The organism is Streptomyces sp. NPDC001507, assembly GCF_042894765.1.
Classification (GTDB): Bacteria; Actinomycetota; Actinomycetes; order Streptomycetales; family Streptomycetaceae; genus Streptomyces.
Genome location: NZ_JBIAVV010000001.1, coordinates 509540 through 527166 on the forward strand (window position 1 = coordinate 509540; position 17627 = coordinate 527166).

The window sequence follows — 17627 nt, forward strand, 5'->3', positions numbered from 1 at the left end:
GATAAGTGGTGCGTCAATACCTTGGTACGGACCAGTACAGGACGACCTGATGGCTGGAACAGGACGCCCGCACCGCCGTCACGCCTTGCGCCTGCGGGCGTGCACCGCGCGACCGAGCCGGCGGCCCAGCAGCACCCAACCCACCAGCGCCCCCGTGGTGTTGAGGATGACATCGTCCACGTCGAAGGCCCGGCCGGTGACCAGCGCGCCCTGCGCCATCTCCACCAGCAGCATCACGATCGCAGTGAGCAGCAGCACCCGGAACACGCCCCGGGCGCCGGGCGCGAGGACCGGCACGAGGACCCCGAACGGGACGCCGAGCAGGATGTTGCCGCCGATCTGCTTCACCGCGTCACGGAACGCGGGCTGGTCCAGATAGATCCTGAGCGTGGCGCCGGGGTGCAGATTGGTGTGCGCGATCGACACCGACGCGGGGGACGGATCGAGCGTCAGCTTGGCCAGGACGACCGCGAACGCCACCATCACGACGAAGGCGCACATCATGGCCAGCAGGCGCAGGGGGAGGGGGAGCGGACGGCGCTCGTCGGCGCCGGACTTGGCGGAGGCTTTGGCGGACGACTTGCCGGGTGCCTTTCCCGGGGCGGCGCTCCTCCTGCCGAAGCCGCGGGCCCAGCCGATGGCGCCCCTGCTCCCCGTGGTGCCCTTCTTGGCCGTGCCGCTCCGCTTGCCGGTGGCCGCCGGCTTCGCAGTGCCGCCCTTGTCCGTGGTGGCCCCCGCCGCGGGGCGACGGGCCTTCACCAGGCCCGCGGCCCGTTCGAACAGCCCGGCGCTCCTGCCGGGGCTTCTGCCCTTCTCCGACCCCTTGATCGGGTCGCCCTTGGCGGTACGCAGGCGCGAGGCGGCGCTGGCCATCCGGTCCTCCACTCGTGAACTTGGCGGCGTGGTAGCGCTGTTACCCGCGAAGCGCCCCAAGATGCCCGCCTCCCGGCGGCGCCCGGGGCACACCGCCGGTTTCCGTCCACGCTCCCCGGGTACTCCGGCAGCGTTCCCGCGTGCCGCCGCTCCGGCCGCCCGGAGCGGTGCTTGGATAGCAGAAGCGGCGAAGCGGACATCTCGCCGCACGACGGCTCGAGGAGGCGGCGTATGACCGGGCGTACGGCGCTTGTCGCCGCCGCCGAGCTGCTGGCGTGGTGGGTCGTACTGGCCCTGCTCTGGCTGGTTTTCATCAGCACCGTCGACACCCTGGAGCGGGTCGTCGGCGCGAGCGCGGCGGCCGTCGGCGCCCTGCTGGCCCGCGCCGGGCGGCGGGCGGTGAGCTGGCGGTGAACGGCTGGATCCTCGCGGCGACCGTACTGCTGGCCGCGGGCGGGGGCGCGGCCCTGTGGGGCGTGGCCACCGGACCGCTGAGCCGCCGCGTGATCGCCCAGAACCTCTCCACCACGGCGGTCTGCCCCAGCCTGCTGCTCCTCGCCCAGGGCTACGGCCGCACCTCCTACGTCGATCTCGCGCTGCTGCTGGCCCTGCTGGGCCCGGTCGGCACCCTGGTCTTCGCCCGGCTGCTCGCCGACGACCTGGCGGGCGACCGGCCCGCCGCCTGGGGGCTGACCTGGACGGCGGCCGGGGTCGGCGCGGTCGTCGTGCTCGTGCTGTGCGCGGTCGCCGGACCCGGCCGGGCGATGGTGAAGCTCCTGGTGATCGGGGCGCTGCTGATCGGTGGGAACGTGGTCGCCTCCCGCGCGCTGTCGGGCGGCTTCCGGGGGGTGCGCGGTGGCTGACGCGGTGATCGTCGTCGCGCTGCTGCTGACCGCGGCCTCGGCGACCGCGGCCGTGGCGACCCGCGACCCGGCCCGCCAGGCCCTGGTCCTCGCCGTTCTCGGACTGCTGCTCGGCGTGGTGTTCACCGTGCTCCAGGCCCCCGACGTCGGCCTGTCGCAACTCGCCGTCGGCTCGGCGCTCACCCCGCTGCTGATCATGCTGTCGGTCCGCAAGGTGAAGCGGCGCGGAAAGCAGGACGACACATGAGCCGGCGGCTGAGGCTCTGGCTCCTGGCCGTCGGCGGCGTGGGACTCGGCACGCTGCTGGTCGCCGCCTGTCTCGACCTGCCCGCGTTCGGCCGGCGCGGCCACCCGTACGGCGAACGCGCGGTGCGCGCCTCCCTCGTCCGGCACACCGCCAACGTCATCTCCTCCGTCAACTTCGACCAGCGGGCCTACGACACCCTCGGCGAGATGAGCATCCTGTTCGCCGCCGTCCTCGGCTGCGTGGTCCTGCTGCGCCAGGCCCAGGACGAGCACCGCGCCGCCCCGCTCCCCGCCGAAGTCGCCCGGCCGGTACGCCGCTACGCCCTCCTGGTGGCGCCCGTCGCCCTGGTCACCGGCCTGTACGTGATCGCGCACGGCCAGCTCAGCCCCGGCGGCGGCTTCCAGGGCGGGGTCGTCGCCGCGACCGCACTGCACCTGCTGTACCTCGGCGCCGACTACCGCGCCCTGGAACGCGTCCGCCCGATCGGCGTCTTCGAGGTCACCGACTCCCTCGCCGCCTGCTCCTTCGTGGTGCTGGGCCTCGCCGGGGTGCTGGCCGGCACCGCCTTCCTCGCCAACACCCTCCTGCCGTACGGCACGTTCAACACGCTGTCCTCCGGCGGACTGGTCCCCCTGCTGAACGCGGCCATCGGCATGGAGGTGGCGAGCGCGGTCGTCGTCCTGCTCGCCCGCTTCCTCGACCAGGCCGTCGAGATCGAGGAGGAGAACGGGAGTTGAGCCCCGCCGTGCTGCACGTCTTCCCCTATCTGGTGGCCGTCTGGATCTTCCTGACGGGCTGCTACGGCCTCGCCACCAGCCGGAACCTGATCCACGCCGTCGGCTGCCTCGCCGTCTGCCAGTCGTCGACGTACGTCCTGCTGCTCGCGGTCGGCTACCGCGACGGCGGTACCGCACCCGTCTTCTCCGACCTCAGGCCCGGCACCCGGCCGCTCGTCGACCCCGTCGTGCAGGCCCTCGCCCTCACCGACGTGGTGGTCGGCGCGACCGTCACCGCGCTGCTGCTGGCGCTGGTCCTGCAGATCGCCAAGCGGCACGGCACCGTCGATCCCGACGAACTGACGGAGCTGCGCGGCTGATGCACCACCTGCTGCCCTTGCTCGTGGCCGTCCCGGTGCTCGGCGCCACCCTGCTGGTCGCCGGCGGCCGCCGGCTGCCCCGGCTCGCGGCCGAGAGCTTCGCCTGCGCGGTCTGCGCGGCGACCTGCGCCCTCGCCCTGGTCCTGCTGCTGAACTCCGCCCCGCCGCTGACCGAGTGGGTGGGCGGCTGGCGGCCGGTCGGCGGCGAGAGCGTCGGGATCGTGCTGACCGGCGACGGACCGGCCCTCGGCATGGCCGCCCTGGTCTCCCTGCTGACGCTGGCCGCCCTGGCGTACTCCTGGCGCTACTTCGCGGAGCCGCCGACCCGGCACGCGGGTTCGTACCCGGCGCTGATGCTGGTCTTCCAGGCCGGGATGTGCGGGTTCGCGATCGCGGGCGACCTGTTCAACGCCTTCGTGTTCTTCGAGCTGATGAGCGTCGTCGCCTACGCGCTGACCGGCTACCGCATCGACGAGCCGAAGGCCGTCCAGGGCGCGCTCACCTTCGGCGTGGTCAACTCCCTGGGCGCGTACGCCATGCTGACGGGCATCGGCCTGCTCTACGCCCGCACCGGCGAACTGTCCATGACGAAGATCGGCCGCGGCCTGGACGCGCACGGCCGCCCGGACGCCCTGGTCCTCGCCGCCTTCGTCCTGGTGCTCACCGCGCTGCTGGTCAAGGCGGCCGCCGCCCCCTTCCACTTCTGGCTCCCCGACGCCCACGCGGTGGCCCCCACCCCGGTGTGCATGCTGCTGTCCGGGGTCATGGTCGAACTCGGCGCCTACGGCGTCTGGCGGGTGTACGGCACGGTCTTCGCCGGGCCCGGCGGCATCCCGGCGGCCGACCTGGAGCGGGCGCTGGTCGTCCTCGGGGTGGGCACGGCCGCGCTCGGCGCGTTCATGTGCTGGCACCAGCGGCACATCAAGCGGCTGCTCGCCTTCTCCACGATCGCGCACACCGGCCTGTTCCTCGTCGGCCTGGGTGTCCTCACCCCCGAGGGCGACGCCGGCATCGCCCTGTACCTCCTCGGGCACGCCGGGGTGAAGGCGGCGCTGTTCGCCTGCGCGGGCGTCCTCCTGGACCGCTACGGCAACGTCGACGAACGCGCGCTGCACGGCCGGGCCCGGGAACTGCGCACGGTGGGCCTGCTGTTCGGGCTCGGCGGGCTGGCGCTCGCGGGGCTGCCGCCGTTCGGCACCGGGCTCGGCAAGTCGGTCGCCGAGGAGGCGGTGGGTGCCCCGCTGACCGTGCTCTACGTCGTCGTGTCGGCGGTGACGGCGGGCGCGGTGCTGCGCGTCGCGGCCCGGGTATTCCTCGGCCTCGGGGACAGGCCGCCGCGGGGTGACGCCTACGAGACCACCGGGTCCGGGGAGGAGCCGGAGACCGAGGGCCGGCTCGGCCGGATCCCGGACACGATGACCGTCGTCCCCGCGGTGCTGCTGGCCGGGGCCCTCGCCGTCGGTCTCGCCCCGGGCTTCACCGGGGTGGTGGCGCGCGCCGTGGCCCGGGCCGGTTCCGGCGGTGCTCCGGCCGCCGCCGTGCACTGGACGGCGGCCGGGGTCCTGCTGGGCTGCCTCTCCACCCTGCTGGCCCTCGGCCTGGCCGCCCTCGCGGTCGCCCGGCCCGGCCTGCTCGTGGCGCAGGGCCGGGCGCTTCCGGTGCGCCGCCTGCAGTCCGGGCACGTCGGGGACTACGTGGCCTGGCTGCTGGTCGGCGCCGCCGCGCTCGGTGCGCTGGCGGCGCCTGGGGTGCTGGGCGGATGAACAGCCCGGCCGGTCGCCGGGCTGTTCATCCGGCGCCGAGCGGCGTTTTCGCGCGGTGCCGGTCAGACCGTCCCGTAGGACACGTGCACCTCCGTGAAGCCGAGGGAGTGCAGCAGGCCCTCCAGCATGCCGGTGGTGTTGGTCTCGGCGCGGGTGGTCAGCCCGCTGTCCTTGGCCGCGTCCGAGATGTGCTTCACCGCGAGCTTCTGCACCGCCTGTTCGCTGTTCGGGTTGTCCGAGAACAGGTCGCCGAGCCGGTCCAGCAGACCGCGCTGCTTGGAGACGGCGTAGGAGTGGTCGGCGTCCAGGGTGGCCTTGCCCAGCTGCGCGTGCGGCAGCCGGATGGTGGCCTCGGTCCGGTCGGCGTTGACCGTCACGTCCTTCTGGGCGATCTTGCCGAGGTCGACGTAGGAGTCGACGGTGCCCGCGCCGACGTACAGGGTGCGGGTGCCGCGGATCGCGCTGGGCAGGTACTTGGCGTCCTTCTCCAGGTCCACGACGACCTGGAAGTTGCCGGAGGCCGCGTCGTAACGGCTCATGTCCTGGATGGACTTGAGCAGCGCCGGGCCGGTGTTGTCGCGGGTCTCCGTGCCGAACAGGTCCTTGATCCCGGGCAGCACCGCCAGTTTGATCCCGGCGAACAGCACCACGAGCACCAGCACCAGCGCGGTGACCAGTTTCGCCCAGCCGGGCATGCGCCGGGGCCGGGTGGTGACGGGAGCCTCCTGAGTGGAGCTCGCCTTGCTCTCCTTGGTGGAACTCGCCATGTGACGGTCCTCCTTTCCAACGAGACGAATGCCCGCCAACAGCCTTGCCAGACCGCGTTGTCGGCTGATTGAGACAGCTGGGTCAGGACTGATACACGCGGTGCCGAAACGTGTCCGACGGACACCGGCCGCCATCGCGTCCGGAAGGCCGGTCAGACGCGCCCGGCCAGCTCCGCGATGCGGCGGGCGGAGGCCGAGCCCGGGTCCGCGGTGACCAGGACGACCTCCTGGTCGTCCTCAGGCACCAGCAGGACGTCGCAGTTCAGGCGCAGCCGCCCCAGCTCCGGATGGTCGAGGACCTTGGTGCGGTGGCCGGGGGCGTGTACCGGATGGGCCGCCCAGATCCGCCGGAAGTCCTCGCTGCCGGTGCGCAGGTCGTCCAGCAGGGCGGCGAGTTGCACGTCGTGCGGATAGCGCTCGGCGGCCCGCCGCAGCCGGGCCACCACGATGTGCCCGGACTCCTCGGCACTGGAGCTCTCGTACATGCGCCCCTGGCCGAGGAAGCGCCGCCGCGCCAGGTTGGTCGTGCCGTGTCCGAGGTCGCCGCCGAACAGCAGCTGGGCGAGGGGGTTCCAGGCCACCAGGCCGTAGGCCGCGTCGGTGACGATCGCGGCGGTGTCCGGAAGCCGTTCCAGCAGGTGGGCCACGTGCGGCCGCACCCGCCGTACCGCCGCGCTGCCGGGCGGCGGTGCGCCGGAGCCGGCCAGCCGGAAGAGGTGGCTGCGCTCGGCGGGGGCCAGCCGCAGCGCGCCGGCCAGGGCATCCAGGACGCGCGGGGAGGGGCGGGGGCCGCGGGCCTGCTCCAGGCGGATGTAGTAGTCGACCGACATGTGCGCCAGCTCGGCGACCTCCTCGCGGCGCAGCCCGGGGGTGCGGCGGTCGGTGCCCGGCGGCAGCCCCACCGTCTGCGGGCGCAGCCCCGCCCGGCGCTGGCGCAGGAAACGGGCCAGTTCCTGCCTCGGCATGCCGTCACCGCCTCCTCGGTCCGCCTGGTACAGACGGTCCCTGGCAGGGCGGACGCGGCCGGGGGACCGTGGCTGTCATGAACGATCGCACAGCACTCGTCACCGGTGCCAACACGGGCATCGGGTTCCATGTCGCCAGACTGCTGGCCGAGGAGGGCCTTCAGGTCCATGTCGGTTCCCGGGTCGCCGAACGCGGTGAGCGGGCCGTGGCGAAGATCGGCGCGAACGCGCGGCTCCTCGTGCTGGACGTCACGGACCCCGGCAGCGTGGCACGGGCCGCCGCCTCCGTCGGCCGCCTCGACGTCCTGGTCAACAACGCGGGGATCCAGCCGGTGACGGGCATCCCCTCGGAAACCGGCATCGAGGACTTCCGGCAGACGTACGAGACGAACGTCTTCGGCGTCGTGGCGGTCACCAACGCCTTCCTGCCCGCCCTGCGCCGCTCCGCCCACCCGCGCGTCGTGAACGTCTCCAGCGGTACCGCGTCCCTCGCCTGGAGTACCGGGCCCAATCCACAGTTCGCCCACGGCAGCCCCCGGTCCGCCGCGTACCGCTCCGCCAAGACCGCGCTGAACGCGCTGACCGTCCTGTACGCCCAGGAGCTGGCCGAGGCCGGGATCAAGGTGAACGCCCTGGCCCCCGGACGGCGGGCCACCGGCCTCGTGCCCGGTGCGGCCGTCGGGGGCGGCGATCCGGCCGAGGGCGCGCGGGGGGCCGTAAGGCTGGCGCTGCTGCCCGACGACGGTCCCACCGGCGGGTTCTTCTCCTGGGACGGCACACCCGTGCCGTGGTGAGAGCGGCAGTCCGTAGCATGAGCCCGTAGCCCGTATTGATCATGCGAGGAGCGGATCGTGCGAGACATCGCCGTCTTCAGCGGCAGCGCCCACCCCGGGCTGGCCGAGGAGGTCTGCGCGCACCTCGGGGTGCCGCTCAGCCCGACGCGGGTCAGCCGGTTCGCCAACGACTGCCTGGAGGTGCAGCTCCAGGCCAACTGCCGGGAGCGGGACGTCTTCCTGATCCAGCCCCTGGTGCGTCCGGTACAGGAGCACCTGGTGGAGCTGCTGCTGATGTGCGACGCGGCCCGCGGTGCCTCCGCGGGCCGGATCACCGTCGTCATGCCGCACTACTCCTACGCCCGCTCCGACAAGAAGGACGCCCCGCGCATCTCGCTCGGCGGCCGCCTGGTCGCCGACCTCCTGGTGGCCGCCGGCGCGAGCCGGGTCCTCGCCATGACCCTGCACGCCCCCCAGGTGCACGGCTTCTTCTCGGTGCCGGTCGACCACCTGCACGCGCTGCGCGAGCTGGCGGCGCACTTCCGGCGGTACGACCTGTCGCGCACCACCGTCGTCTCACCCGACCTCGGCAACGCCAAGGAGGCCGCCGCCTTCGCCAGGCTGATCGGCGCCCAGGTGGCGGCCGGTGCCAAGCAGCGCTACCCGGACGACCGGGTCACCATCAGCTCGGTGATCGGCGAGGTGGCCGGCCGGGACGTCATCGTGCTCGACGACGAGATCGCCAAGGGCAGCACGGTCGTCGAACTCCTGGAGAGGATCAGGGAGCTGGGTCCGCCGCGGTCGATCCGGATCGCCTGCACCCACGGGCTGTTCGCGGCCGGGGCGCTCAAGAGGCTCAGCGAGCAGCCCGACGTGCTGGAGATCGTCTGCACCAACACCGTGCCGGTACCGGCCGAGGAGCACACCGACAAGCTGCGGATCCTGTCCATCGCCCCGGCGCTGGCGGAGGCCGTACGCCGTATTCACAACGGTGAGTCCGTGAGCGCCCTGTTCGACGAGCCGCGCAACCTCTAGACAGGAAGGAGGAGTTGTAGCGCTGCACCGCGCTCGGCGGCACCGAGGCGAACGGGAGGCCCCCAGTGGCGAAGGCCAGGTTCGAGCGGACGAAACCCCATGTGAACATCGGCACCATCGGGCACATCGACCACGGCAAGACGACCCTCACCGCGGCCGTCACCAAGGTGCTGCACGACAAGTTCCCCCAGCTCAACCCGTTCACCCCGTTCGACCAGATCGACAAGGCGCCCGAGGAGCGGCAGCGCGGCATCACCATCTCCATCGCGCACGTCGAGTACCAGACCGAACGCCGGCACTACGCGCACGTGGACTGTCCCGGCCACGCCGACTACATCAAGAACATGATCACCGGGGCCGCCCAGATGGACGGGGCGATCCTGGTGGTCGCGGCCACCGACGGACCGATGCCGCAGACCAAGGAACACGTGCTGCTGGCCCGCCAGGTGGGGGTGCCGTACATCGTCGTCGCGCTCAACAAGACCGACATGGTCGACGACGAGGAGATCCTGGAACTGGTGGAGCTGGAGGTGCGCGAACTGCTCACCGAGTACGAGTTCCCCGGCGACGACGTCCCGGTGGTCAGGGTCTCCGCGCTCCGGGCCCTGGAGGGCGACCCGCAGTGGACCGCGGCCCTGCTCGAACTCCTCGACGCCGTGGACGAGTTCGTGCCCGAGCCGGTGCGGGACGTGGACCGGCCGTTCCTGATGCCGATCGAGGACGTCTTCACCATCACCGGCCGCGGGACCGTCGTCACCGGCCGGATCGAACGCGGTGTGCTGCGGGTCAACAGCGAGGTCGAGATCATCGGCATCCACCCGCAGAAGACGCGGACCACGGTCACCGGCGTCGAGATGTTCAGGAAACTGCTCGACGAGGGCCGGGCCGGGGAGAACGTCGGGCTGCTGCTGCGCGGGATCAAGCGGGACGACGTCGAGCGCGGCCAGGTCGTCATCAGGCCCGGATCGGTCACCCCGCACACGGAGTTCGAGGCGCGCGCGTACATCCTCTCCAAGGACGAGGGCGGCCGGCACACCCCGTTCTTCGAGAACTACCGCCCCCAGTTCTACTTCCGCACCACCGACGTGACCGGCGTCGTCACCCTGCCCCCGGGCACCGAGATGGTGATGCCGGGCGACAACACCACCGTGCACGTCCAGCTGATCCAGCCGATCGCGATGGAGGAGGGCCTGAAGTTCGCGATCCGCGAGGGCGGGCGGACCGTCGGTGCCGGTCAGGTGACCAGGATCCTCAAGTGACGACGGTGACGACGGTGACGAGGGGGACGACGGCGGCCGCGGACTCGCGGGTGAGCACGGTGGCAACGGTGTCATAAGGTGCCGGACGTGGCCTCGGGCCGGCCCAGGGCCGCGTCCAGCGTCGGCCTGGGCGGCAGCAGCCGCGACAGACCGGTCACCTTCAGCACCCGCAGGGTCAGCGGGTGCGTGCAGACCAGCTGGAGCTGTCCGCCGCGCTCCAGTACCCGGCTGCGCGCCCGGTACAGCAGGCGCAGCCCCGAGCAGTCGAAGAACTCGACGGGCAGCAGGTCGATCACCACTTGGGCGTTCTCCTGGGCCGTCACCCGGTCCAGGTGGGGCGCGATCTCCGTGGCCGCCGCGATGTCGATCTCGCCCCGCAGCTCCAGCACCGTGTGGCCGCGGTCCTGGTGGATGCGCAGGTGCCGGGAGAGCGGCGCGGCATCCTGCCGGGGTTCCTGGCGCACGACGACATCCCCTCCCACCCCTGCCGGTTCAATTCCGTTCCCCGCCATGCAAGTTACCCTCGATGGAGGGAATTTGAGCATGTTCGATTGACATATGTCTGCCGCTTCGGCTCGCCATTTCCTGTGGCGTGCGCGACAGTCGGGGAACGGGCACGTGAGAGCCCTGGTGCCCGGTCAGGACAGCGCGTGCCACGCCTTGCTCAGTGCCAAGCGGAACTGCTCCTCCTGGTGTGCGGTGAGCTCGCGGACCATCCGCTCCTCCAGCTCCCGCACCGGCCCGGCGACCTGGGCGAGCAGCTCGCGTGCGGCGTCGGTCAGCAGGATCAGCAGCTCGCGCCGGTTGCGCGGATTGCGCTCCCGGCGGATCAGCCCGCGCGTCTCGAGTGACCGCACGAGGTCGGCCATCGACTGGGCGGTGACGAACGAGTCCCGGGCCAGCTGGGCCGCCGACAGGCCGTCGTGGCGTTCCAGGACGGTCAGGGCCGTGTACTGCAGCGCGGTGATCCCGGCGGGCTTCACCAGCTCGTCGAGGTGTGAACGGACCACCAGCTCCACCTGCTTGACCATGTAGAGCAGCGAGGGGCGTGTCTTTGTACCGACCATGCGTCCACCCTAGAGCATTGACAGGAATCCTGTCTGTAATCAGACTGCGGTCCAGGGACGCAACTAACAGGAATCCTGTTTGTTGAAGGCTTGGCGATCGATGCTGGGAGTGGGCCATGACGACCACCTTCGAGACCGGACCGGGGCAGCTGTTCATCGGCGGACGGTGGCGGGAGGCCGCCGACGGAGCCCGGACGGAGGTGACCGACCCGGCCACCGGCCAGGTGATCACCACCGTCGCGGAGGCCGGCGCCGCCGATGTCGACGCCGCTGTCCGCGCGGCCCGCGAGACCTTCGACGCGGGGGAGTGGCCGGGACTCGGCGGCCGGGAGCGCGGCCGCGTACTGCACCGCGTCGCCGAGCTGATCCGGGCGAACGCCGAGGAGCTGGCCGCCCTGGAGAGCCTCGACGTCGGCAAGCCGATCACGCTCGCCCGGTCCGTCGACGTCACCAACGCGGCCAACGACTACGAGCACTTCGCGGCCCTCGCCCACTCGCTCGACGGCGCGGTGCGCGACGTACCGATGAACGCCCTGGCCTACACCCGGCGCGAGCCGGTCGGCGTGGCCGCCGCCATCACCCCCTTCAACTTCCCGCTCATCCTTGCCGGTTCGAAGATCGGCCCGGCCCTCGCCGCCGGGAACACGGTCGTCCACAAGCCCGCCGACGAGACCCCGCTCAGCGCCCTGTACATGGCCCGCCTGTTCCAGGAGGCGGGCCTGCCCGACGGTGTGCTGAACGTGGTCACCGGTGCCGGACCGGTCGCGGGCGAGGCCCTGCTGCGCCACCCCGGCGTCGACAAGGTCGCCTTCACCGGGTCCACCGCCGTCGGACGGCACGTCGCGAGCACGGCCGGGGCGGCGCTCAAGCCGGTCACCGTGGAACTCGGCGGCAACGCGGCCCACCTGGTCTTCGAGGACGCCGACCTGGAGAAAGCCGTCGGCGCGGTCATCAAGGCCTTCGTCTTCAACACCGGCCAGTTCTGCATGGGCGGCCCCCGCCTCCTGGTCGCCCGTCCGGTCTATGCCACCCTGCTCGGCATCCTCGCCGAGGCCGTCCCCGGCGTCCCGGTCGGTGATCCGCGCGACCCCGCCACCGTGGTCGGGCCGATGGCCGGGGAGAAGCACCTGCGCAAGGTCGAGGAGTACGTCGAACTCGCCCGCAAGGAGGGCGGCCGCATCGTCTGCGGCGGCGAACGCCTCGATCTGAACGGCGGTTTCTACTACCGGCCGACCGTCGTCGCCGACCTGCCGAACGACTCCCGGGTGATCCAGGACGAGATCTTCGGCCCGGTCCTCACCGTGCAGCCCTTCGACACCGAGGACGAGGCCGTCGCCCTCGCCAACTCCACGCCGTACGGCCTCGCCTCGGGCGTCCAGACCGGCAGCCTGGCCCGCGCGCACCGGGTCGCGGCCCGCCTCCAGGCCGGGATCGTCTGGGTCAACGACTGGGCGCTGCTCGACCCCGCCGTCCCCTTCGGCGGCGTCAAGGCCTCCGGCTTCGGCCGCGAGTACGGTCCCGAGTCCCTCGCCGCCTACACCAAGGCCAAGTCCGTCGTCGTCTCGCTCGACTGAGCCCCGCAGACCAGGAGTCCGTACGATGTCCCTCACCACCCGAGCCGCCGTGGTCGAGTCCGGCGGCGCCCCCTTCACCCTCCGCGACGTCCAGCTCGACGCGCCGGGGCCATACGAGGCGCTCGTCCGCATGGTCGCCGCCGGCCTGTGTCACACCGACCTCAGCGTGGCGAGCGGCGGACTGCCCTTCCCGCTGCCCGGAGTCCTGGGCCACGAGGGCGCCGGCGTCGTCGAGGCCGTCGGCTCCGCAGTCACGGGCGTGGTCCCCGGCGACCACGTCGTGCTGTCCTTCACCTCCTGCGGGACCTGCGGCAACTGCCACGGCGGGCACCCCGCCTACTGCACCACCTGGCTGCCGCTCAACCTGATCGGCGGCCGGCGCGCCGACGGCACCGCCACCGTCAGCCGGGACGGCGAGCCGCTCGGCGGCCACTTCTTCGGCCAGTCCTCCTTCGCCGAACGGGCGGTGGTGGACGAGCGCAGTCTGGTCAAGGTCGACCCGGACGTGCCGCTGGAGTCGATCGCCCCGCTCGGCTGCGGGGTGCAGACCGGGGCCGGCGCCGTGTGGAACGTCCTGGAACCTGCCCCCGGCAGCACGGTCGCCGTGCTCGGCGCCGGAGCGGTCGGCCTCTCGGCCGTCATGGCCGCCGCCCTCACCCCCGCCACCACGATCGTCGCCGTCGACCGGGTGCCCGAACGCCTGGACCTGGCACGGGAGGTGGGCGCCACCCACACCGTCGACGCGACCCGCAAGGACGTGCCCGAGGCCCTGCGCCGCATCACGGACGGCGCGGGGGCCGACGGCATCGTGGAGACGACCGGCAGCGTCGGCGTCCTGCGCCAGGGCGTCGACGCGCTGGCCGCCCGCGGCACCCTGGTCGTCGTCGGCGCCCCGCCCTTCGGCGCCGAAGTCCCGCTGGACGTCAACGGGTTGCTGTCCGGCAAGCGGATCGTCGGACTCACCCTCGGCGACAGCGAGACCCAGGCGTTCATCCCGGCCCTGGTCCGGCTGGTCCGCGAGGGGCGGCTGCCGCTGCACCGGCTGATCAGCACCTACCCGTTCGCCGACATCGACCGGGCCGTGCGGGACATGAGCACGGGCAAGGCGATCAAGCCCGTGCTCACCTTCTGACCGCGCCGGTCAGTCCACGACCAGGACCAGCTTCCCGGTGGTCCGGCCGGTGCCGCCCAGTTCGTGGGCCTTGGCGGCATCGGCCAGCGGGAAGGTCCCCGCGACGGTCGCCCGCAGCTTCCCCGACTCCACCAGCTCCGCGACCGCCCGCATCCCGGCCCGGTCGGCGTCCACCAGCATCCGCACCGCCCGCACACCCAGCCGCTCGGCCTCCTCGTACAGCGCGGGCGAGCCCACCGGCAGGATCGACACCACGATCCCGCCCGGCCGCAGCACCCGCAGCGAGGCCGTCGAGGTGTCCCCGCCGACCGTGTCGAGGACCACGTCGACGTCCCGGACCACCTCCGTGACGTCCACCGACCGGTAGTCCACCGGCTCGTCCACGCCGATCTCCCGAAGGAAGCCGTGCTTGCCGGCGCTGGCCGTGCCGATCACGTACGCGCCACGCGCCTTGGCGATCTGCACCGCCACATGCCCGACCCCGCCGGCCGCCGCGTGGATCAGCACCCGCTGCCCAGGCTGGACGTCGGCGTTCTCCACCAGCGCCTGCCAGGCGGTCAGGGACACCAGCGGGAGCGCGCCCGCCTGGACGTGGTCGACCACGGCGGGCTTCGGCACCAGGGCCCGGGCCGGGACGATCACGTACTCGGCGTGCGTGCCGTGGCCGAACGGGTAGGGCACCATCCCGAAGACCTCGTCACCGGCCTTGAAGGCGGCGACCCCGATCCCGGTCTCCTCGACGGTCCCGGAGACGTCCCAGCCGAGGACGAACGGCGGCTTGCCCAGGAAGCCGCCGTTCTCCCGGTGCTTCCAGTCGGTCGGGTTGAGGCCGGCGGCCCGCACCCGGACCAGCACCTCGTTGGGGCGCGGCTTCGGCCGCGCCGTCTCGATCACCTTCAGCACCTCGGGGCCGCCGAGGACGTCCTGGCTGATCGCGCGCATCGTGTTCACATCGTTCATGGTCACCCAGCCTGCCGGGACGCGCCCGGCGGGGAAATGGCACGATGGCCAACCTTCGATGGAATCGTGCCAGGCCGTGCGGCCTGGCGGCCGTGACGTCCCGGCCCGAGAGGCCACGAAGGAGCGGCGCGGCTTCGCCTGCCTGCCACTCAGCGGCTCATGTGCAGGGCGACCAGCAACTGCCAGACCTGGTCCGCCACGTCGTCAGGGCCCGCGTCGAGCAGGCCGTGCAGCCAGTCGGCCAGCACCCCGGCGAAGGTGGCGGCCACCGCCGAGGCCACCAGCGGGGCGTCGGCCGCGCCCACCAGCTCCCGCTCGGCCAGGCTGCGTGCCCGCAGGTCGCGGTGCAGCACCCGGCCCAGCGGGCCCCCGCCGCCCGGCGCGAGCAGCTCCCGGTACAGCCTCGCGTGCGGGACAAGGCCGGCGAAGAACTCCCGTAGCGCCGGCGGCGCGTGCACCGGGTCCGGCCGGCCGCGCCAGGCGTGCAGCGCGTCGACGGCCTCCCGCACGACGTCCGCGCAGGCGTCCACCGCCAGCGCCTCCAGGCCGTCGTAGTGGACGTAGAAGGTGGCCCGGCCCACGCCGGCCCGGCGCACCACCGCGGCCACGGCGGCCTCGGCGAGAGGTCGTTCGGCGCACTCCGCCAGGAGGGCCGCCCGCAGCCGCGCCCGGGTGCGTGCGGCCCGCGGGTCCTGCACGGCCGGGCGGCCGGTCATCGGGCGGCCAGGACGACGGCCAGGGCGAGCGCGCCGGGCAGCGCCTGCGCGAACAGGATCCGCCGGTTGGCGGTGACCGCGCCGTACACCCCCGCCACCACCACGCACGACAGGAAGAACACCTGGGCCCGGAAGCCGGTCGGGCCGGCCGCGACCAGCCCCCAGACCAGGCCGGCCGCCAGGAATCCGTTGTAGAGGCCCTGGTTGGCGGCGAGCGGCGCGGTCCGCCCGGCCAGCTCCGCGTCGAAGCCGTGGAAACGCATCCCGGGGCCCTTCTGCCACAGGAACATCTCCATCACCAGGATGTACGCGTGCAGCGCGGCCACCAGCCCGACCAGCACGTTCGCCAGGATTTCCATGATCGCGGATCCTCCCCATATTATGGACGTCTGTCCACTATAACTGGACAGCTGTCCAGGAAACTGCTCGGTGGCGCTCCGTCCAGGGGTGGCGGTCGCATGTCGGGACGTCGCGGTCAGGAATGGGTATTTGTTGATTTGCCGCTAACTGGCGGAGCGTGACGGAACCCTCACTTCCTCTGTTCGCCAGGTTGATCCTTTCGGGTTCAAACCCGATAAGCTCCCTTCCGTCACAGCGAGTTGACGCACCCAAGGGTGGGTCCGTCCCGCCGTGTGTACTCGTGAGTGCGGCCTTCGCACACCGCCCCTGTTCGCTGTTGTTCGATCGTGTTGCTTCGAGGGATGCAGATGGAACTCGCCACTCCGCCGCCGGCGGCGCGGGCCCCTGTCGCCTGGTACAGCTGGTGGCTGATGCCGCTGGCCTTAGGAGGAGGGACGGTCGCCGCCACGTTCATGAGCTCGGAGCGAATAACCGCGGCCGTCGCCGGCGCCGCGGCCACCGTCGCGAGCTCGGTGTGCGTGCGCCTGCTGATCCGCTCGCAGCGCCAACTGCGCAGCGCGGAAGGGACGTTCCGCAGCTCGCAGGCCGAGCACTCCCAGCAGTGGCAGCAGCACGTCTCGGGTCTGGAGCGCAAGTTCTCCGCCGAGCGCGCCACGCTGGAGAGCCGGATCAACGAGCAGTCCGCCGCGTTCGACGCCCAGCTCACCGAGCAGAACTCCGCCTTCGAGGCCCGGCTCGCCGACCGGACCGCCCACTACGACGCCCAACTGGCCGAGCAGGCCCGGGCGTACGAGGAGCGGCTCGCCGACCAGCTGAAGTCCTCCGAGGCGCAGCTCGCCGACCAGGCCGAGGTCTGGCAGGAGCAGGTCACGCACCAGCGGGCCGCGATCTCCCGGCTCGCCGACGAGCAGCTGCCCGACGCGCTGAACCGGCTGCGGGCGGGCGACGCCATCGACGACCTGCTGCCCGTCACCGAGCAGTGCGCCAAGGTCGACAAGGACCTCCAGGCCGACCTGCGGCGCATCCTGCGCACCTCGCTGATCGGCGTGGAGGAGGAGTTCAACCGCTCCACCTCCGCCGAGCAGGCCGTGATCAGCATCGGCAACCGCATCCACGTCCTGACCAGCAAGCTGCGCGGCCGGCTGCACGAGATGCAGGGCGAGCACGGCCGGCTGCCCGCCGTGGCCCGCGGCCTGATGGAGCTCGACCAGGAACTCGGCCCCGCCGACTCGCTCGCCGCCAGTATCGGTGTGCTCGGCGGCTCGGACCGCCCGGGCCGCCAGTGGCAGGAGCCCCAGCGCCTGCTCAGCGTGGTGCGCGGCGGCATCGGCCGGATCAAGGACTTCCACCGCGTCGAGGTCCGGCACCTGCCCGAACTCGGCGTCGACGGCGGTCTGGTGGACCACCTCACGCTGATCTTCTCCCACCTGCTGGACAACGCGGCCCGCTACTCGCCGCCCACCGAACCGGTCGTCGTCTCCGGCAAGGAGGTGCCCAACGGCGTCGGCATCGAGATCCAGGACTCCGGCAAGGGCCTGAGCGAGGAGAAGAAGCGCGAGGCCGAGCACTCCCTGGCCGGCACCGAGGCCGGACCCGGTATCGGAGGCATCTCCGAGGACGCCAACATCGGCCTGCGGGTGGTCGGCATCCTCGCCCGCCGCTACGGCATCCGGGTCACCTTCGCGGACTCGCCCTGGCTCGGCACCTCGGTGGTCGTCGTGGTCCCGCACAAGTTCTTCAGCCCGCTGCCCGCGGCCCCCGCCGCTCCGGCCCCCGTGACGGCCGCCCCCGCCGCCGCGTCCCCGGTGCAGGCGCACGGTCCGGTCACCGTCGAAACCGTCACCCAGCCGGAGTCCGGCGAGTCCCAGGACACCACCCCGGGCGGCCTGCCCCGGCGGCGCAGCCGGCGCCGCGAGGAGGAGCAGCCCGAGGAGCGCACCGCCCGCACGGCGCGCACCGAGGGCACCGCGTTCCCCGCGGTCCCGCCCGAGGAGTCCTTCGCCGGTCTGGCCGCCTTCGCCACCGCGGGCCGCGTGCCCGCCGCAGGCGAGGGAGCGGCCCGTGAGGCCGAGTTGACCGGAGACGTAGACGACGCGGCACCCGCGACCCCGGCCGGCGCCGATGACGCCGCCGCCGGACGCGAGTCCGCCGAGCACCGCACTGAAGAGAGCGACTAG

General features: G+C 72.6%; 20 protein-coding genes. 12 read left to right on the forward strand and 8 right to left on the reverse strand.

The annotated features are described in order from the left end of the window. Positions 1-78 precede the first annotated feature (78 nt). Positions 79-639, reverse strand: coding sequence for a VanZ family protein (locus ACFY0K_RS02390; RefSeq protein ID WP_390638838.1), 561 nt, complete (start codon positions 637-639; stop codon positions 79-81). Positions 640-1104: 465 nt separating this feature from the next. On the opposite strand from ACFY0K_RS02390, the gene ACFY0K_RS02395 reads away from it, so the two are divergent. From ACFY0K_RS02395 to ACFY0K_RS02420, 6 genes are read left to right on the forward strand one after another with little or no spacing between them, the layout of a single operon-like run. After that, positions 1105-1287, forward strand: a complete 183-nt coding sequence (locus tag ACFY0K_RS02395) for a hypothetical protein (protein WP_390638214.1) — start codon at positions 1105-1107, stop codon at positions 1285-1287. Then, on the forward strand, positions 1284-1736 hold the full coding sequence (locus ACFY0K_RS02400; protein WP_382721567.1) for an MrpF/PhaF family protein: 453 nt from the start codon (positions 1284-1286) through the stop codon (positions 1734-1736). Before ACFY0K_RS02395 ends, ACFY0K_RS02400 begins: the two co-directional genes overlap by 4 nt. Then, positions 1729-1983: a hydrogenase subunit MbhD domain-containing protein gene (locus ACFY0K_RS02405; RefSeq protein WP_351955194.1), complete on the forward strand. Its 255-nt coding sequence runs from the start codon at positions 1729-1731 to the stop codon at positions 1981-1983. Before ACFY0K_RS02400 ends, ACFY0K_RS02405 begins: the two co-directional genes overlap by 8 nt. Beyond that, on the forward strand, positions 1980-2720 hold the full coding sequence (locus ACFY0K_RS02410) for an MnhB domain-containing protein (RefSeq protein WP_390638215.1): 741 nt from the start codon (positions 1980-1982) through the stop codon (positions 2718-2720). Before ACFY0K_RS02405 ends, ACFY0K_RS02410 begins: the two co-directional genes overlap by 4 nt. Positions 2721-2728: 8 nt before the next feature. Next, positions 2729-3079: a sodium:proton antiporter gene (locus ACFY0K_RS02415; RefSeq protein WP_351955753.1), complete on the forward strand. Its 351-nt coding sequence runs from the start codon at positions 2729-2731 to the stop codon at positions 3077-3079. Beyond that, positions 3079-4842, forward strand: coding sequence for a complex I subunit 5 family protein (locus ACFY0K_RS02420; RefSeq protein ID WP_390638216.1), 1764 nt, complete (start codon positions 3079-3081; stop codon positions 4840-4842). Before ACFY0K_RS02415 ends, ACFY0K_RS02420 begins: the two co-directional genes overlap by 1 nt. A gap of 62 nt (positions 4843-4904) precedes the next feature. On the opposite strand, the gene ACFY0K_RS02425 is transcribed toward ACFY0K_RS02420, so the two are convergent. Together ACFY0K_RS02425 and ACFY0K_RS02430 are read right to left on the reverse strand one after the other, a co-directional pair. Further along, the gene (locus ACFY0K_RS02425) at positions 4905-5609 is read right to left on the reverse strand and encodes a DUF4230 domain-containing protein (protein ID WP_388599019.1); all 705 of its coding nucleotides are present in this window, start codon (positions 5607-5609) and stop codon (positions 4905-4907) included. A 152-nt stretch (positions 5610-5761) separates the two neighbouring features. Then, entirely contained in the window at positions 5762-6574 is an 813-nt protein-coding gene (locus ACFY0K_RS02430; protein ID WP_390638217.1) for a helix-turn-helix transcriptional regulator, read from the reverse strand. Positions 6575-6651: 77 nt separating this feature from the next. Here ACFY0K_RS02430 and ACFY0K_RS02435 point away from each other — a divergent pair, with 77 nt between their 5' ends. The 3 genes from ACFY0K_RS02435 to tuf all read left to right on the forward strand — a co-directional run bounded on the left by ACFY0K_RS02435 (position 6652) and on the right by tuf (position 9641). Next, on the forward strand, positions 6652-7368 hold the full coding sequence (locus ACFY0K_RS02435) for an SDR family oxidoreductase (protein ID WP_390638218.1): 717 nt from the start codon (positions 6652-6654) through the stop codon (positions 7366-7368). Positions 7369-7425: 57 nt separating this feature from the next. After that, complete coding sequence (locus tag ACFY0K_RS02440) at positions 7426-8382, forward strand: ribose-phosphate diphosphokinase (protein WP_390638219.1); 957 nt, start codon at positions 7426-7428, stop codon at positions 8380-8382. Between the two features lie 65 nt (positions 8383-8447). Then, positions 8448-9641, forward strand: coding sequence for an elongation factor Tu (gene tuf / locus ACFY0K_RS02445; RefSeq protein ID WP_390638220.1), 1194 nt, complete (start codon positions 8448-8450; stop codon positions 9639-9641). A gap of 71 nt (positions 9642-9712) precedes the next feature. Here the strand turns inward: tuf and ACFY0K_RS02450 are convergent, their stop codons facing one another. Continuing rightward, positions 9713-10153: an anti-sigma factor antagonist gene (locus ACFY0K_RS02450; protein WP_390638221.1), complete on the reverse strand. Its 441-nt coding sequence runs from the start codon at positions 10151-10153 to the stop codon at positions 9713-9715. A 126-nt stretch (positions 10154-10279) separates the two neighbouring features. Further along, positions 10280-10708 (reverse strand): MarR family winged helix-turn-helix transcriptional regulator, encoded by a 429-nt coding sequence (locus ACFY0K_RS02455; RefSeq protein WP_390638222.1) that lies wholly within the window; start codon positions 10706-10708, stop codon positions 10280-10282. 116 nt (positions 10709-10824) lie between these two features. On the opposite strand from ACFY0K_RS02455, the gene ACFY0K_RS02460 reads away from it, so the two are divergent. Then, complete coding sequence (locus ACFY0K_RS02460) at positions 10825-12282, forward strand: aldehyde dehydrogenase family protein (protein WP_390638223.1); 1458 nt, start codon at positions 10825-10827, stop codon at positions 12280-12282. Positions 12283-12307: 25 nt separating this feature from the next. Further along, positions 12308-13414 (forward strand): NAD(P)-dependent alcohol dehydrogenase, encoded by a 1107-nt coding sequence (locus ACFY0K_RS02465; RefSeq protein ID WP_390638224.1) that lies wholly within the window; start codon positions 12308-12310, stop codon positions 13412-13414. 9 nt (positions 13415-13423) lie between these two features. Here ACFY0K_RS02465 and ACFY0K_RS02470 read toward each other — a convergent pair whose 3' ends face one another. The 3 genes from ACFY0K_RS02470 to ACFY0K_RS02480 all read right to left on the reverse strand — a co-directional run bounded on the left by ACFY0K_RS02470 (position 13424) and on the right by ACFY0K_RS02480 (position 15449). Then, positions 13424-14374 carry an NADP-dependent oxidoreductase gene (locus ACFY0K_RS02470; RefSeq protein WP_390638225.1) on the reverse strand — a complete coding sequence of 317 codons (951 nt, stop codon included), beginning with the start codon at positions 14372-14374 and terminating at the stop codon, positions 13424-13426. Positions 14375-14523: 149 nt separating this feature from the next. Next, positions 14524-15090, reverse strand: coding sequence for a TetR/AcrR family transcriptional regulator (locus ACFY0K_RS02475; RefSeq protein WP_390638226.1), 567 nt, complete (start codon positions 15088-15090; stop codon positions 14524-14526). Next, positions 15087-15449, reverse strand: a complete 363-nt coding sequence (locus ACFY0K_RS02480) for a DUF1304 domain-containing protein (protein ID WP_390638227.1) — start codon at positions 15447-15449, stop codon at positions 15087-15089. The genes ACFY0K_RS02475 and ACFY0K_RS02480 overlap by 4 nt, the downstream gene beginning before the upstream one ends. Before the next feature lie 348 nt (positions 15450-15797). On the opposite strand from ACFY0K_RS02480, the gene ACFY0K_RS02485 reads away from it, so the two are divergent. Further along, positions 15798-17627, forward strand: a complete 1830-nt coding sequence (locus ACFY0K_RS02485) for an ATP-binding protein (RefSeq protein ID WP_390638839.1) — start codon at positions 15798-15800, stop codon at positions 17625-17627.

Bases quoted from the DNA above. Each gene is read 5' to 3' on its own strand.
- ACFY0K_RS02395 (WP_390638214.1), top strand. From the start codon at position 1,105: ATGACCGGGCGTACGGCGCTTGTCGCCGCCGCCGAGCTGCTGGCGTGG.
- ACFY0K_RS02410 (WP_390638215.1), top strand. From the start codon at position 1,980: ATGAGCCGGCGGCTGAGGCTCTGGCTCCTGGCCGTCGGCGGCGTGGGA.
- ACFY0K_RS02420 (WP_390638216.1), top strand. From the start codon at position 3,079: ATGCACCACCTGCTGCCCTTGCTCGTGGCCGTCCCGGTGCTCGGCGCC.
- ACFY0K_RS02425 (WP_388599019.1), bottom strand. From the start codon at position 5,609: ATGGCGAGTTCCACCAAGGAGAGCAAGGCGAGCTCCACTCAGGAGGCT.
- ACFY0K_RS02430 (WP_390638217.1), bottom strand. From the start codon at position 6,574: ATGCCGAGGCAGGAACTGGCCCGTTTCCTGCGCCAGCGCCGGGCGGGG.
- ACFY0K_RS02435 (WP_390638218.1), top strand. From the start codon at position 6,652: ATGAACGATCGCACAGCACTCGTCACCGGTGCCAACACGGGCATCGGG.
- ACFY0K_RS02450 (WP_390638221.1), bottom strand. From the start codon at position 10,153: ATGGCGGGGAACGGAATTGAACCGGCAGGGGTGGGAGGGGATGTCGTC.
- ACFY0K_RS02455 (WP_390638222.1), bottom strand. From the start codon at position 10,708: ATGGTCGGTACAAAGACACGCCCCTCGCTGCTCTACATGGTCAAGCAG.
- ACFY0K_RS02460 (WP_390638223.1), top strand. From the start codon at position 10,825: ATGACGACCACCTTCGAGACCGGACCGGGGCAGCTGTTCATCGGCGGA.
- ACFY0K_RS02465 (WP_390638224.1), top strand. From the start codon at position 12,308: ATGTCCCTCACCACCCGAGCCGCCGTGGTCGAGTCCGGCGGCGCCCCC.
- ACFY0K_RS02470 (WP_390638225.1), bottom strand. From the start codon at position 14,374: ATGAACGATGTGAACACGATGCGCGCGATCAGCCAGGACGTCCTCGGC.
- ACFY0K_RS02475 (WP_390638226.1), bottom strand. From the start codon at position 15,090: ATGACCGGCCGCCCGGCCGTGCAGGACCCGCGGGCCGCACGCACCCGG.
- ACFY0K_RS02480 (WP_390638227.1), bottom strand. From the start codon at position 15,449: ATGGAAATCCTGGCGAACGTGCTGGTCGGGCTGGTGGCCGCGCTGCAC.
- ACFY0K_RS02485 (WP_390638839.1), top strand. From the start codon at position 15,798: ATGGAACTCGCCACTCCGCCGCCGGCGGCGCGGGCCCCTGTCGCCTGG.